The organism is Microvirgula aerodenitrificans DSM 15089 (assembly GCF_000620105.1).
In the GTDB taxonomy this organism is placed as follows: Bacteria; Pseudomonadota; Gammaproteobacteria; order Burkholderiales; family Aquaspirillaceae; genus Microvirgula; species Microvirgula aerodenitrificans.
The window spans coordinates 22,988-36,576 of the sequence record NZ_JHVK01000010.1; the positions used below are offsets into that span (position 1 = coordinate 22,988).

At 66.0% G+C, this 13,589-nt stretch carries 14 protein-coding genes; 5 read left to right on the forward strand and 9 right to left on the reverse strand.

Annotation, left to right across the window (positions count from 1 at the left end):
* Nucleotide 1: 1 nt before the first annotated feature.
* From ahbB (Q352_RS0109995) to rquA, 8 genes are all read right to left on the reverse strand, one after another.
* Nucleotides 2–481: a siroheme decarboxylase subunit beta gene (gene ahbB / locus Q352_RS0109995; RefSeq protein ID WP_107889097.1), complete on the reverse strand. Its 480-nt coding sequence runs from the start codon at nucleotides 479–481 to the stop codon at nucleotides 2–4.
* 100 nt (nucleotides 482–581) lie between these two features.
* On the reverse strand, nucleotides 582–1,055 hold the full coding sequence (locus tag Q352_RS0110000; RefSeq protein WP_199489881.1) for an AsnC family transcriptional regulator: 474 nt from the start codon (nucleotides 1,053–1,055) through the stop codon (nucleotides 582–584).
* Entirely contained in the window at nucleotides 1,031–2,023 is a 993-nt protein-coding gene (ahbB, locus tag Q352_RS0110005) for a siroheme decarboxylase subunit beta (protein WP_028499223.1), read from the reverse strand. Before ahbB (Q352_RS0110005) ends, Q352_RS0110000 begins: the two co-directional genes overlap by 25 nt.
* Before the next feature lie 5 nt (nucleotides 2,024–2,028).
* Complete coding sequence (locus tag Q352_RS0110010) at nucleotides 2,029–3,243, reverse strand: cytochrome D1 domain-containing protein (protein ID WP_051528846.1); 1,215 nt, start codon at nucleotides 3,241–3,243, stop codon at nucleotides 2,029–2,031.
* Nucleotides 3,195–3,548: a c-type cytochrome gene (locus tag Q352_RS0110015; RefSeq protein ID WP_028499225.1), complete on the reverse strand. Its 354-nt coding sequence runs from the start codon at nucleotides 3,546–3,548 to the stop codon at nucleotides 3,195–3,197. Before Q352_RS0110015 ends, Q352_RS0110010 begins: the two co-directional genes overlap by 49 nt.
* Nucleotides 3,530–3,832: a c-type cytochrome gene (locus tag Q352_RS0110020; protein WP_028499226.1), complete on the reverse strand. Its 303-nt coding sequence runs from the start codon at nucleotides 3,830–3,832 to the stop codon at nucleotides 3,530–3,532. The genes Q352_RS0110015 and Q352_RS0110020 overlap by 19 nt, the downstream gene beginning before the upstream one ends.
* Before the next feature lie 64 nt (nucleotides 3,833–3,896).
* Nucleotides 3,897–5,504, reverse strand: coding sequence for a nitrite reductase (locus Q352_RS0110025; protein ID WP_244879573.1), 1,608 nt, complete (start codon nucleotides 5,502–5,504; stop codon nucleotides 3,897–3,899).
* A 304-nt stretch (nucleotides 5,505–5,808) separates the two neighbouring features.
* On the reverse strand, nucleotides 5,809–6,540 hold the full coding sequence (gene rquA, locus Q352_RS0110030; protein ID WP_051528847.1) for a rhodoquinone biosynthesis methyltransferase RquA: 732 nt from the start codon (nucleotides 6,538–6,540) through the stop codon (nucleotides 5,809–5,811).
* Nucleotides 6,541–6,717: 177 nt separating this feature from the next.
* Here rquA and Q352_RS0110035 point away from each other — a divergent pair, with 177 nt between their 5' ends.
* From Q352_RS0110035 to nfsB, 5 genes are all read left to right on the forward strand, one after another.
* Nucleotides 6,718–7,644 carry a LysR substrate-binding domain-containing protein gene (locus Q352_RS0110035; protein WP_146745128.1) on the forward strand — a complete coding sequence of 309 codons (927 nt, stop codon included), beginning with the start codon at nucleotides 6,718–6,720 and terminating at the stop codon, nucleotides 7,642–7,644.
* A gap of 166 nt (nucleotides 7,645–7,810) precedes the next feature.
* Nucleotides 7,811–9,265 (forward strand): cysteate racemase, encoded by a 1,455-nt coding sequence (gene cuyB, locus Q352_RS0110040; protein ID WP_028499230.1) that lies wholly within the window; start codon nucleotides 7,811–7,813, stop codon nucleotides 9,263–9,265.
* 232 nt (nucleotides 9,266–9,497) lie between these two features.
* Entirely contained in the window at nucleotides 9,498–10,598 is a 1,101-nt protein-coding gene (locus Q352_RS0110045; RefSeq protein ID WP_028499231.1) for an alkene reductase, read from the forward strand.
* Nucleotides 10,599–10,628: 30 nt separating this feature from the next.
* Complete coding sequence (locus Q352_RS0110050) at nucleotides 10,629–11,174, forward strand: ester cyclase (RefSeq protein WP_028499232.1); 546 nt, start codon at nucleotides 10,629–10,631, stop codon at nucleotides 11,172–11,174.
* Between the two features lie 26 nt (nucleotides 11,175–11,200).
* Entirely contained in the window at nucleotides 11,201–11,854 is a 654-nt protein-coding gene (gene nfsB / locus Q352_RS0110055) for an oxygen-insensitive NAD(P)H nitroreductase (protein ID WP_028499233.1), read from the forward strand.
* A 45-nt stretch (nucleotides 11,855–11,899) separates the two neighbouring features.
* On the opposite strand, the gene Q352_RS0110060 is transcribed toward nfsB, so the two are convergent.
* Nucleotides 11,900–13,513 (reverse strand): methyl-accepting chemotaxis protein, encoded by a 1,614-nt coding sequence (locus tag Q352_RS0110060; protein WP_028499234.1) that lies wholly within the window; start codon nucleotides 13,511–13,513, stop codon nucleotides 11,900–11,902.
* Nucleotides 13,514–13,589: the final 76 nt, after the last annotated feature.

Sequence of the window (13,589 nt, forward strand, 5' to 3'; positions counted from 1 at the left end):
ATTACTCCCCGGTCAGGCGCAGGCCGGTTTTTTTCAGGATTCGGGTCGAATAGAGCACATCGCGTCCATGGCAGGCGGCGCCGAGTACGGCGGCGATGCGATCGCCGAGGGCCGCCGCTTCGACGCGGTCGTGGGCATGGACCATGGCGAACAGGTTGTACGGCCAGTCCGGCAGACGGCGCGGGCGCAGGTAGCAGTGGCTGACGAAGGGCAGCCGGGCCACTTCCGCGCCGAGTGCATCGGCCTCTGCGTCGTCGACGTTCCAGACCGTCATGCCATTGGCGAGATAGCCGAGCGCATAGTGGTTCGGTACCGCGGCGATGCGCCGCAGCAGGCCGTCTTCGCGCATGGCTGCCAGCCGGGCGATGATATCGGCCTCGGTGGTGCCGAGCGCGCTGGCGAGGGCAAGGTAGGGTTCCGGCACCAGCGGCAACCCCGACTGCGTGGCGCGTATCAGCGCCCGGTCCAGCGGGTCGAGCATGTCGTTTCCCTTGCGTGGCATTGTGCTGACAGCATAAAAATGACCGGGGGGCAGGCGCCTTAACGCAGATCAATGGCGGCGGTCGGGCCCGGTCCGGATCTCAGGCTTCCAGCCGCAGATGGACGATGAATTCGCGCTGTTTCGGGAACGGCAGCACCGGCACGCCGGCCGCGGCAGCGATCCGGGCCAGGGTATCGTCCAGTGTGCCGGCGAACTCGATGGCAACCACGAACCACAGGTTCAGGTGGTGTTCGCGCGCGTAATTGTGCGCAACTTCCGGGAACGCGTTGATGGCGTCGACAATGGCGTCGAACCGTTCTGCCGGTGCATGACACGCGCACAGCACGAAACGGCCGCCGGCGCGCTCGATCTGGAACAGCGGGCCGAAGCGGGTCAGCACGCCGCGCGCCAGCAGCGCATCGAGCCGCGCCAGCAGCGTGTCTTCGTCCAGCCCCAGTGCGGCTGCCGCTGCCGCATACGGGCGTGAAACCAGCGGAAAACCGTCCTGCAGCCGGTTGATGATCAGGCGGTCGGTGTCGTCGAGCGGCATCAGGCTGGCGTCGTTGTGTCGCATGGGGACTCCTCGCAGGCATAGCGTGCGCCGCGCTGGCGGTAGCAGGTGGTGCTGGGCAGCACCAACCGGGGATGGGGGGCCAGACCGGCATGGCGGACCACGCCGGCGATATCGTCCGCCATTGCCTGGCTGGAACGGGCGTGGATCATGGCGAACAGGTTGTACGGCCAGCCGGGCCGGCGCGGTCGCCGGTAGCACAGGTTTACCGCCGGGTGGGCGGCGAGGCGCTTGCCGATGGCGTCGACGTCGGTGTCCGGTACGTCCCAGACGCACATGGCATTGCTGCGGTAGCCGAATTCGCGGTGGCGCAGCACCACGCCGAAGCGACGGATCACGCCGCTGTCGCACCAGATGCGCAGCCGTTCGCCAACCTGCCCGGGACTCAGGCCGGCCATGGCCGCCAGTGCCTCGTATGGCTGCGCCACCAGTGGCAGGCCGCGCTCCAGCGCCGCGATCAGCCGCCAGTCCGCTGCATCGAGTACCGGTCGCGCCACCGGTGTCCGGGGCGTTCGCTGCCGTTGCGGGCCGTCGAGGGTGAAACCGAGATCAATGTGATATTCGCGCTCCAGCGGCAGGTCGAGCGGCGGGAGACCGGTTGCGACGGCAATATCGTCCAGCGCGGCATCGAGCTGCCCCCGGTCGCGGCCGGTCAGCACGAACCACAGGTTGCAGGCATGACCATGGCGGGCATAGTTGTGGTTGACCAGCGGACAGGCATTGACCCGCGCGGCCATCTCGTCCAGTGCATCGGGCGGCACGGCCAGCGCGGCCAGTGTGCTGGCGCCGATCACGTTCGGCGCGAATACCGCGCCGATGCGGCTGATGCGGCCGGACTGCAGCCCGGCCGCCAGTCGTGACAGCAGGTCCGCCTCGTCGAGACCACAGGCCGCGGCGGCGACATGATACGGGCGGGGCTGCAGCGGAAAATCGCGCTGCAGCGTGTCGAACAGGGCGCGATCATCGGACATGGGCGCTACATGCCGAAGCGGTAGGCGCGCGGGGTGAAGAACACGCCGCTCGGGTTGTCGGCCGGCAGCGAGGCGACCGGGGTCAGCGTGTCGGTACGGTAGACCTCGACCCGATTGTCGTCGCGGCACGAGAACCAGATTTCCTCGCCCTTCGGCGTGAACTCCATGTGCAGCACGCCCCGGCACGGTTTCAGCGTGCGGACCACGCGCCGGCTCCGGGTATCGATGACCTGCAGGGTGTCATTGTCGGGGAAGGCGAAATTGACCCAGACCTGGCGGCCGTCCGGACGCGCCATGACGAAGACCGGCTGGCCGGCGACCGCGACGCGGGCGTTTTCCTTCCAGCCGTCGCGGGTGTCGGCGACCAGCACTTCATGGCGGCCGATGGCCGGCAGCCAGGCTTCGCCCTGGGCGATGGCCCAGCCGCGCAGGTGCGGCATCTTGTACACCGGCAGCGGCGTTTCTCCCCGGCCATAGCCGGACATGACCTTGCGTACCGCCGGCGGGTCCTGCCACAGATCGACCCGGGCCAGCCCGTCCTCGCCGTACAGACCGGCCAGATAATGGCGCCCGTCCGGCGTGACCAATGCATCGTACGGCTGCTTGCCGGCGGCGAGTTTGTCCACTTTCGGGTGCGCGGGGTCGCTGGCGTCGATCAGCCAGATCTCTCCCGACTCGAACAGGCTGGCGGCGAAGTGCTGGCCGGGCAGGTCGACCAGACCGACCACCTTCGAGCGGCGGCCGTCCGCGCCGATGGCCGGGATGTCCGCCAGCGGCTTCAGCGTGGCGGCATCGAACAGGCGGATGCCGCCCGGTTCGTAGTTCTGCGCGGCCACGATGCGGCCATCCTGGCTGATGGCGCCGCCAATGGAATTGCCGGCCTGCACCACGCGATGGGTGATGCGGGCCGACAGCAGATCGATGCGCGTCAGACCGCCATCACGGCCGAACACATACGCATAGCGGGTGTCGCGCGAGAACACTACCGACGCGTGCGACAGGTCGCCCAGCCCGCTGACGGTGGCCAGGCGCTGATGCTGCGTGGTATCGACAATCTGGGCGCGGCCGGTCGCCCGTTCGATGATCAGGCCCAGGTCGCCGGTACCGCGTGCGGCCGGGGCGGTGCTGCAACCGGCCAGTGCGCTCAGGCAGGCCAGCGCAAGCGCGGGAATCAGGGCACGGCGAGAGGATCGCCGCGCTGCAATCGTTCGATCAGCCATACGGCCTCGTCTTCAGTCAGAAACGGTCGCCACGGCGGCATTGCCGTGCCGGGACGCCCGTCAAGCAGCGTGGCCACCAGACCCGACGCCGGCTTGTCCGCCAGGGCGGCGGCGGTCAGCGGCGAGCCGAGCCCGCCCTGGCGCGTCATGCCGTGGCAGGCGCCGCAGTCGTCGCGCAGCCAGTGCGCGAGCTGGCGCTGGCGCTGTGGCGAGGGCGGGTCGGTGGCGAAGGCCGGTGCCGAGACCAGCATGGCGAACAGCGCCATGCCGGCGAGCCGGCACCGGTTTACAGCGACAGGATCCATTTGGCCAGCGTCCTGGCATCGCCTTCGGACACATTGTTGGCCGGCATCGGGATCGGACCCCACTTGCCGCTGCTGCCCTTGATGATCGACTGCACCATCTGGGCTTCCATGTTCTTGCCCTTGTATTTTGTGGCGATGTCCTTGTACGCCGGACCGACCAGTTTCTTGTCGACGGTGTGGCAAGACATGCAGTTCTTGCTCTTGGCCAGGGCTTCGTTGGCCTGGGCGGCGCCGCTGACGAGCAGGGCGCCGAAGGCGAAAGCGGTCACGATAAGGTTGTGCATGGTGGAACTCCGGTTGGCGGACAAAAACAGGCGGGCAGGGAAGGGCTCCCTGCCCGCCATCGGATCAATACACGTCGTGCTGGGTATTGTGGACGTTGAATTTGCCGGTCGGCGTGATCAGCTTCGGATCCTTGATCACGGCCTTCAGCTTGCGGGTCTTGTCATCGACCACGACCAGTGCGGACTCCTGGTCCTTGGTGCCCCAGACCGAGAACCACACTTCGTCGCCGGCCTGGTTGTACTCGGCCTGCACCACGCGCTTGGCGCCGGCGCCCTTCAACTGGGCCCACTCGACGATCGGCAGTACTTCATAGCCGCTCTGCAGCTTGCTGATATCGAACACGGCCACCGACTGGTTCAGCTTCGCGTCCGGGTTCAGCGGGGTGTCGACCCACAGGTTCTTCGACTTCGGATTGGTCTTGATGAACAGCGAACCGCCACCCTGGCCCTTCAGCGTCTCGACCACCTTCCAGGCACTGGCCTTGTGCTTGACCGGATCGGTACCGATCAGGCTGATCGTGTCGTCGCCGAGATGGCTGGTGGCCCAGACCGGACCGAATTTCGGATGGACGAAGTTCGCGCCGCGACCCGGGTGCGGCGTCTTGCCGACGTCGACCAGTGCGGCCAGCTTTTCTTCCTTGGTATCGACCACGGCGACCTTGTTCGACGCGTTGGCGGCAACCAGGAAGTAGCGGCCGGTGGAGTCGAAACCGCCGTCATGCAGGAACTTGGCCGAGTCGATGGTGGTGGTTTTCAGGTTCTTCAGGTCGGTGTAGTCGACCATCATGATCTTGCCGGTTTCCTTGGCATTGACCACGAACTCGGGGCGGTAGTGGCTGGCGGCGATGGAGGCCACGCGCGGCTCGGGGTGATATTCGCCATCGACCGTCATCCCGCGGGTCGACACGATCTTCAGCGGCTTCAGCGTGCTGCCTTCCATGATGACGTACTGCGGCGGCCAGTAGGTGCCGGCGATCGCGTACTTGTCTTCGTAGCCCTTGAACTTGGAGGTTTCGACCGAACGCGCTTCCAGGCCGACCTTGACTTCCGCAACCCGGTCAGGCACCGGCATCCACAGGTCGATCAGGTCGATCTTGGCGTCGCGGCCGATCACGAACAGGTAGCGTCCCGAGGCCGACATGCGCGAAATGTGGACGGCGTAGCCAGTCTTGATGATGTTGATGATCTTCTTGCTGTCGCCGTCGATCAGCGCAACCTCACCCGCGTCGCGCAGGGTGACCGAGAACAGGTTGTCGAGGTTCAGCTTGTTCATCTTCCGGGTCGGACGCTTGCTGACCGGAACGAGTTCCTTGTAGCTCTTCTCCATGTCCGCCAGCGAGTACTCCGGCGGTGTCGGCGGTTCCTGCTGGACGTAGCGCGCCATCAGGTCGACTTCCTCGTCGGTGAAGTCGCCGGACGTGCCCCAGTTCGGCATGCCGGCCGGGCTGCCGTACTTGATGAAGGTCTTCAGATACTCGCTGCCGCGCTCCAGGGTGATGTCCGGTGTCAGCGGCTTGCCGGTAGCGCCCTTGCGCAGCACGCCGTGACAGCCGGCGCAGCGTTCGAAATAGATCTGCCTGGCCTTGGTGAATTCGGCCTCGGTCATCTTCGGCGCTTTGGGATTGGCATTCTTGTGCAGGCCGTCGTCGGCGGCGTAAGCCTGCCCGACCATCAGTGGCAGCAGCGCCAGCGCCGGGAGAATCCAGCGGGGGAACCGTCTCGCTTTCATGGTTCTTCTTTCTGTTGCAGGTTGGAGAAAGAGGGGAAAACCGTGACCTGGAATGGCGCCGGCCGGGCTGGCGTCATGTCCATGGGGTGCGAGGGCATGACAGTCATTCCATTGACGATGACATGCTGATGGACAAGCGGAAAATGCTCATTGATTCGCGTCAAGGTGCCGGCATGACGCCGGGCGGGCAGTGACGGAAGGCGGGAAGGCGGATTGCCGCCGGCCGGGTGGCCGGCGGCAGGAGGAATCAGGCGTCCGGGGCGGCCTTGTGGGTGACCACCGTGCACTGGTACACGCCGCCGAAGAAGGTGCGCTTGTTCCAGTCGAAACGGTCGGCATGGGTCGCGTAATGGCTGAGTTCGTGCTTCCACACCGCGTTGGCGAACGGTTCCAGCCAGGCGTTGACCACCTTCAGGATCCAGCGGATCGGCTGCCACATCGACGGCCGGTGGTAGTCGACGAACACCGCCTTGCCACCGACCGGCACCCGCGCCAGCATGTGGTCGACGATTTCGCGCTTCTTGTCTTCCGGCACTTCATGCAGCAAAAAGAAGCTGCAGATCAGGTCATATTCACCATGTCCGTCGAAATGGGCGGCGTCGGCACGATACACTTGCGCCCATGGCCGGCCGGCCAGCTTGCGTTCGGCGTGCTCGACCTGTGCCGGCGTGATGTCGGTCAGGTGGAAGCTGCCCTGCGGACCGACCTTGTCGGCGACGCGGGTCACCAGATCACCGTAGACATGGGCGACCTGCCAGACGCGCATGCCGGGGCGGATCTCGTTCAGATAGGCCCGCATCAGGCGCTGGTCGTTGCCGAACAGCAGGACGCGAACCACAAGGTTGTGGTCGAGCCGATCGACCTGGACCGGATTGACATAGGCCCAGTCATAGACGTCGACCATGTAATCGGGCACACCTTCGTAATAGGGGTCGACCACGTCATTGGTCAGTGGGGCGGCGCTAGTCTGAGTGTCCATCCTGATGTAATGCCTCGTGGAAAATCTTAGGCTAGTTGAGGCGATCCGGAATTTTATTGAGATGGATCATGTAAATCAGCAATCACTTATGCAGTATATCGACGAAAGATATTCGATTTCCCGATGCGCGCTGGCCAGCGATGCGGCACAGTGACGCGTTTTCAACATTGACGAGTGGTGAGCGAACGAATTATGGACATCCGCTGGATCGAGGATTTCCTGAGTGTGGCGTCTTCCCGCAGCTTTTCACGCGCGGCGGAGGAACGGCACATCTCGCAGCCGTCGCTCAGTCGTCACATTCAGGCGCTGGAACACTGGGTCGGCGTACCGCTGATCGAGCGTCGCGGCCTGCCACTGACGCTGACGCCGGAAGGCGTGCTGTTCCGTGACAATGCCGAGCACTTCCTGCGCCGGCTGCTGGAGACGCGCAGCATGCTGCGCGGCGAGGTCAATCCGGACGCACATTCATTGAGGGTCATTGCCGGGCATTCACTGTCGGTGAATTTCGTGCCGTCGTGGCTGCAGACGGTACGGCAGGACTACAGCGACATCAGCGTGCGGGCGGTGACCGCCAGCATCAACAAGGCGATCAAGGCCCTGTCGGACGGCTCGGCCGATCTGCTGCTGTGCTACCACCATACCGAACTGCCGGTGCTGCTGGACGAGACGCGCTACGCGTTCCTGCCGCTGGGTGACACCGTACTGTTGCCGGTGTCGGCGCCGGGCCTCGACGGCCGGCCGCGTTACGCGCTGCCGGGGACCCGCCAGGTGCCGGTACCGCTGATCTCGTTTGCGACCGGTGCCTACCTGCGTCGCGCCGTGCAGTACCTGCTGGACCACGCTGGCCAGCCGTATGCCCTGCTGCGACGCTATGAGTCGGACATGTCCGACCAGGCCAAGGAGCTGGTGCTGCAGGGGCTGGGCATGGCCTGGCTGCCGGAAATGGTGGTCAGCCAGGAACTGGCCGAGGGCCGGCTGGTCCGCGCTGGCGGCCAGCGCTGGCAATTGCCGCTCGGCATCCGCCTGTATTGCGACCTGAACAATCGCAAGCCGGCGCTGGTGCGGCTGTGGCAGCACCTGAGCGGTCGCGACCTGCCGGACTGAGTCCGGCCCCCCCGTGTGGCCCGACCGGACGCAGGATTCGGGGGCTGCATGGGCACTTATTCATTCCCCGCATACCCGGCATCTGAATACGCATCGCCGGACGCGTTTCCGTCTGCATCATGACGCATGACGCCGGATGGGCCGGCGCGCAGCGAGTGAGGGTGGAATGAATTCGGTTGACAAGAGGGTCGGGCAGCGCCGCTTCGGCATCGTCGGCGGGGTCGGTGCGCTGGCAGGCGCCGACGTGCTGTTCAAGCTGGTCCAGCGCGCGGCGCGCCAGGGCGAGGCCCAGCCTGACGTGCTGCTGGAGCAGCAGCCACTGAGCGAAGGCGACGCCGTGGCCCGGGGCGAGGCCGATCCGCGCGAGAGCAAGTTCTACGTATTCAACATCGTCCGGCACTTCGAGAGTCAGGGCGTCGACCGGGTGCTGTTGCCGTCGTTCATCTGCCATACCTTCCTCGACGACATCCAGGCCGAAACCGCGCTGCCGATCGTCAACCTGATGACGGCAGTCACCGACCATCTCGAACGCGAGCTGCCGGCCGGCACGCCGCTTGGCGTGCTGACCTGCGACTACGTGCGCCGTGCCGGCCTGCTCGAAAGCCATCTCGGCGCGCGCCATCCGCTGCATTACCCGTCCGCCGACGCCCAGGCCGGGCTGATGGAGGCGATCTACGGCCCGCGCGGGCTCAAGGCCGGCTACCTCGACGATGCCGCGCTGGAAGCCGTGATGCAGGCCTGCCGCAGTCTGCAGGCCGACGGGGTCGGGGTCATCCTCGCCGCCTCGACCGAAGTGGCGCTGCTGGCCGAACGACTGGCCGCCCGCGGCATCCGGCTGATCGACAGCAACCGGGTCTATGCCGACCATGCGCTGGAGCGCGATGCCGTGCCGGCCGGTGAGCCGGTCAAGGTCGGTATCGTCGGCGGCGTCGGACCGGCGGCGACGGTGGATTTCATGGACAAGCTGGTCAGGCTGACACGGGCGCAGCGCGACCAGGAACACGTGCGGCTGCTGGTCGAACACAATCCGCAGATTCCGGACCGGACCGCGCACATCCTCGGCCGCGGGCCGGACCCGTCGATCGCGCTGTATGCCGCCTGCAAGCGGCTGGAGGCCGGCGGTGCGGCGATGATCGCCATTCCGTGCAATACCGCGCATGCCTACCTTGGCGACCTGCAGCCGCATCTGTCGATCCCGGTCATCAGCATGCCGGACGTGACCATGGCACGGATTGCCGAACGCTACCCGCACTGTCCGCCGGTCGGGCTGCTGGCCACCAGCGGCACGATGAGCAGCGGCGTCTACCGCCGGGCGGCCGAGCGCGCCGGCCTGACGCTGATCGTGCCGGACGACGCCCATCAGGCGCAGGTGATGAATGCCATCTACGGCGACAAGGGGGTCAAGGCCGGCTTTGTCGACGGCGAGTGCCGCGCCGACCTGCTGGCCGCTGCCCGCCATCTGGCCGATCGCGGCGCCGAAGTGCTGATCCTCGGCTGCACCGAACTGCCACTGATCGTGCCTGGCGAGGACGTCCTGAACCTTGGCGGTCGCGAGGTCGGTCTGGTCGACCCGACCCGGGAACTGGCGCGTCGTTGCGTCGAACTGGCGCAGGGGGCGTGACCGGGGAAGACCGACTGTCGCCTTGCCGCAACCGCAAGCCGTCCCCTTTTTGACGGCTTGCCGGGCCGGCTGGTGTCATTGTCGTCGGGCATGACCCGGTTCGGGCGCCGGCATCGGGAAGCGATCTCCCGTTTTCATTTGAAAATGATTCAAATGGCGGCCTGATTATCGACATGCGGCTCGCCGGGCAGAATGGCACGGCCTCTTCCACCGAGTCCGGAGCCCTGCCGCCATGCCTACTGCTTCCCCGTTGTTCACCCCGACCGTCATTGCCGGTCACGCCGTGCCGCACCGCGTGGTCATGGCGCCGATGACCCGCTGCCGCAGCACCCAGCCCGGCGATGTGCCCAATGCGCTGAATGCGCGCTACTACGCCCAGCGCGCATCGGCTGCGCTGATCGTGACCGAGGCGACGCAGATCTCGCCGCAAGGCAAGGGTTACTCGTTCACGCCCGGTATCCACAGTGACGCGCAGGTGGCCGGCTGGCGTCTGGTGACCGATGCCGTCCATGCCGCCGGCGGGCGGATCTTCCTGCAGCTCTGGCATGTGGGACGCATGTCCCACCCGGATTTCCACCATGGTGAATTGCCGGTTGCGCCGTCGGCCGTGCCGTTCGACGGCCAGGTGTGGAGGGCTGATCCGCAGACCGGGATCGGCGCCATGGTCGCCTGCCCGACGCCGCGTGCGCTGGAGCGGGATGAAATCCGCGGCATCGTCGACGACTTTCGCCGCGCGGCGCGACGGGCGCTGGACGCCGGCTTCGACGGTGTCGAGATCCATGGCGCCAACGGCTATCTGCTCGACCAGTTCCTGCGCACGACCTCGAACACCCGCACCGATGAATACGGCGGCTCGCGTGACAAGCGGTTGCGCTTTCTGCGGGAAGTGGTCGATGCCGTGGCCGGGGAAATCGGTGCCGCACGCACTGCCATCCGCCTGGCGCCGTTCCTGACCGCGCGCGGGATGGCCTGCCCGGACATTCTGCCGACCCTGCTGGAGGCGGCCACTTATCTGCAGGCGCGCGGCATTGCCTATCTGCACCTGGTCGAAGCCGACTGGGACGATGCGCCGCCGTTTACCGAGACGTTCCGCCAGGACATTCGTGCCCGCTTCAGCCGGCCGATCATCGTGGCCGGCAAATACGACCGTGCCCGCGCCGAGTGGGTGATCGGCAACGGTTATGCCGACCTGGTCGCCTTCGGCCGCGCCTTTATTGCCAACCCGGACCTGCCGCGCCGGCTGGCCGACGGCCTGCCGCTGGCTTCATTCGACGGCAACACGCTGTTTGGCGGCGATGCCCGTGGCTACAGCGACTACCCGGCCGCCGCCTGACTTTCCCCTTACCCTGCAAAGGACACTGCCATGACCCTGTTCCCTTCCTCTTCCGCACGCTGGCTGCTGCCGCTGCTGTTGTCCGCCGCGACCCTGACTGCCAGCGCACAGGACCTCCCGCTGCTGCTGCCACGCGTCGTCGTTGCCGCCAGCGGGCAGGCGACGGCTGATTCGCCGCAGGCACTGGCTGCCCGCCGCTACGGCAGCTTCTGGAATACTGGCGATGAAGCGCTGGCCCGCGCCGCGCTGGCGCCTGACTTTACCGACCGCACCCTGCCACCGGGCCGGGCGCAAGGGCTGGCCGGGCCGCTGGCCGCCTCCCGCTTCATGCGCACGGCCATACCGGACATGCGCTGCGAGATCGAACAGATGGTGGTCGCCGGCGACCGGGTGGTGGTCCATCTGCGCTTCCGTGGCCATTTCAGCGGCCAGTTCGGCCAGTTGCAGGGGCGGGGCCAGGCGGTCGACTTCATCGCCACCGACATCTACCGGGTGGCGGATGGACGTATCGCCGAAAACTGGCATATCGAGGACAATCTGACCCTGATGAAACAGCTTGGCGTCGTTGGCGCCTGACCTGACCCCTACCTGGAGAATCCGGCATGAACCTTTCTGATATCGCCAAGACCCGCTACACCACCAAGGCCTTCGATCCGGCACGACGCATTCCGCAGCCGAAGATCGACGAACTGCTGACCCTGCTGCGTCACAGCCCGTCGTCGGTCAACTCGCAACCGTGGCACTTTGTCGTGGCTGACAGTGCCGAAGGCAAGGCGCGCATCGCCCGCGGCGTGCATGACGATTTCGTCTACAACGAGCCCAAGGTGCTGAACGCGTCGCATGTGATCGTGCTGTGCGCGCGCACTGCCATGACCGACGACCATCTGGCACGCGTGCTGGAACAGGAGGCCGCCGACGGCCGCTTCCCGAGCCCGGAGGCCCGGGAAGGCCAGCGCAACGGTCGCCTCGGCTACGTGAACCTGCACCGCTACGACCAGAAAGACCTGCAGCACTGGATGGAAAAGCAGACCTATCTGGCACTCGGCACCCTGCTGCTCGGTGCCGCCGCGCTCGGCATCGATGCCACGCCGATGGAAGGCTGCGATTTCCGCAAGCTGGACCAGGAACTGGGCCTGCGCGAACACGGTTTTACCAGCGTGGTGCTGGTCAGCCTCGGCTATCACAGCGACAGCGACTTCAATGCCGGACTGCCGAAGTCGCGTCTGCCGCAGGAAGACGTGTTCACCTTCCTGTAAGCGGTTCGCGCCGGTCCCCCCGGCGCGTCCGCCTGCCGGCTGCGTTCAGACCGTGAAGCGCGACACCTGCTGCTGCAGGCCGAGCGACAGCGACTCGAGCTGTCGGGCGGCATCGCGGGTGAAATGCACCGTCGACTGGGTTTCCTCTACCACGCCGACCACCCGTTCGACATCGCCGGCCAGATTGGTGCCGGCCTGGCTCTGCTCGGCCAGGGCTTCGGCCACATTGCGGAAGCGGACCAGCGTCGTTTCCATCCGGTCGTCGATGTCGCCGAGCGACACCGCCAGCTGATTGACTTGCGTGACGCCGGCATCGACCAGCGGATTGATATGGTCCATGACGGCGGACACGCTGACCGTTTCCTTGACCACGGTCTGGATGATGCTGGTGATCTCGCTGGTGGCCTGGGCGGTGCGCTCGGCCAGTTTGCGTACTTCATCGGCGACCACGGCGAAGCCCCGGCCCTGCTCGCCGGCGCGTGCCGCCTCGATGGCGGCATTCAGCGCCAGCAGGTTGGTCTGGTCGGCGATGTCGCGGATGGTGTCGGCAATGCCGCTGATATTGCGCGTGCGCTCGGCCAGCGACACGACCTGGGTCGACGCCGTGCCGATCTCGCCGGAAATGGAACGGATGCCTGCCGAGACTTCCCGGGCGACCGTGCGGCCCTGCCGGGCCAGTTCGGCGACGCCGCGCGAATCGACCTCGGTATCGCGGGCATTGGCCGTCACATGGTCGATGCTGACCGACAACTGCTCGATCGCCGCCGCGGCCGATGAGGTCGACTCGTTGGCGGAGGTGGAGGCCTGGTCCAGCCGCTCCATCTGCCCGGTCAGGCTGTGGGCGGTTTGCGCCAGCTGGCCGGCCGAACGGGAGATCTGTTCGATCATGCCGCGCAGGCTGCCCTGCATGTCACGCATGACGGCCAGCAGACTGCCCGGCTTGCCCCTGGTGTGAATCTCGTCGCCCAGCCTGCCGGCGGCGATGGCCTCGACGACCTGCACCGCATAGGCCGGTTCGCCGCCGAGCGCGCCGATGATCTGCCGCGACATGGCCATGGCCAGCCCGGCCACGACCAGCAGCACGGCCAGGCCGATGCCCAGCAGTACCCGGGCGCTGCTCCAGAACGTCTTCTCGATATCGTCCGTGAAAATCCCGGTGCCCACGACCCAGCCCCATGGCTCGAAGCGATAGACCCCGTTGAGCTTCGGCAGTTCTTCCGTGCTGCCCTTGCGCGAGGTCAGAATCACTGTCAGCCCGTAGGTCGTGCCGCCTTTCAGGGCATCGTTGTAAGCATCGACCGTGGTACGGCCATCGGGAAGTTTGCTGCCGGTGTCGACCTTGCCGACCCTTTCGGCCTTGGTATGCACGACAAGAACATTGTCCCGGGTGCGGGCAAAGTAATAGAAGTCCCCGTGTTTCATCATCGCCAGCGCCTGGGCCGCTCTGGCCTGTGCGCCGGCGGTGCTGAGCTTGCCCTGCTTTTCCTGGCCTTCGTAGTATTTGAGGATGCTTTCCGCCGCTTTCAGCTGGCTGATGATGAAGGTTTCTTTTTCTTTTTTCAGTGACGTGTGGATGCTGTACAGCGAGAAGCCCGCCAGTAGCAACAACCCCAGGAAACTCGCGAGAATGATGACGGCAAGCCGAGTGGAGACGCGCATGATGTGCCCTGCCTGGAGTGAAGGGATGGGTAAATTGAACCCACTTACTGTTATCGGAAGGGCAGTTGAAGATATA

What these genes read in the sequence shown, in the direction of transcription:
- ahbB (WP_107889097.1), bottom strand. Translation starts at nt 481, where the DNA reads ATGCTCGACCCGCTGGACCGGGCGCTGATACGCGCCACGCAGTCGGGG.
- Q352_RS0110045 (WP_028499231.1), top strand. Translation starts at nt 9,498, where the DNA reads ATGCCTACTGCTTCCCCGTTGTTCACCCCGACCGTCATTGCCGGTCAC.
- Q352_RS0110020 (WP_028499226.1), bottom strand. Translation starts at nt 3,832, where the DNA reads ATGCACAACCTTATCGTGACCGCTTTCGCCTTCGGCGCCCTGCTCGTC.
- Q352_RS0110010 (WP_051528846.1), bottom strand. Translation starts at nt 3,243, where the DNA reads ATGGCTGATCGAACGATTGCAGCGCGGCGATCCTCTCGCCGTGCCCTG.
- rquA (WP_051528847.1), bottom strand. Translation starts at nt 6,540, where the DNA reads ATGGACACTCAGACTAGCGCCGCCCCACTGACCAATGACGTGGTCGAC.
- Q352_RS0110015 (WP_028499225.1), bottom strand. Translation starts at nt 3,548, where the DNA reads ATGGATCCTGTCGCTGTAAACCGGTGCCGGCTCGCCGGCATGGCGCTG.
- Q352_RS0110060 (WP_028499234.1), bottom strand. Translation starts at nt 13,513, where the DNA reads ATGCGCGTCTCCACTCGGCTTGCCGTCATCATTCTCGCGAGTTTCCTG.
- ahbB (WP_028499223.1), bottom strand. Translation starts at nt 2,023, where the DNA reads ATGTCCGATGATCGCGCCCTGTTCGACACGCTGCAGCGCGATTTTCCG.
- Q352_RS0110025 (WP_244879573.1), bottom strand. Translation starts at nt 5,504, where the DNA reads ATGGTCGGGCAGGCTTACGCCGCCGACGACGGCCTGCACAAGAATGCC.
- nfsB (WP_028499233.1), top strand. Translation starts at nt 11,201, where the DNA reads ATGAACCTTTCTGATATCGCCAAGACCCGCTACACCACCAAGGCCTTC.
- cuyB (WP_028499230.1), top strand. Translation starts at nt 7,811, where the DNA reads ATGAATTCGGTTGACAAGAGGGTCGGGCAGCGCCGCTTCGGCATCGTC.
- Q352_RS0110050 (WP_028499232.1), top strand. Translation starts at nt 10,629, where the DNA reads ATGACCCTGTTCCCTTCCTCTTCCGCACGCTGGCTGCTGCCGCTGCTG.
- Q352_RS0110000 (WP_199489881.1), bottom strand. Translation starts at nt 1,055, where the DNA reads ATGCGACACAACGACGCCAGCCTGATGCCGCTCGACGACACCGACCGC.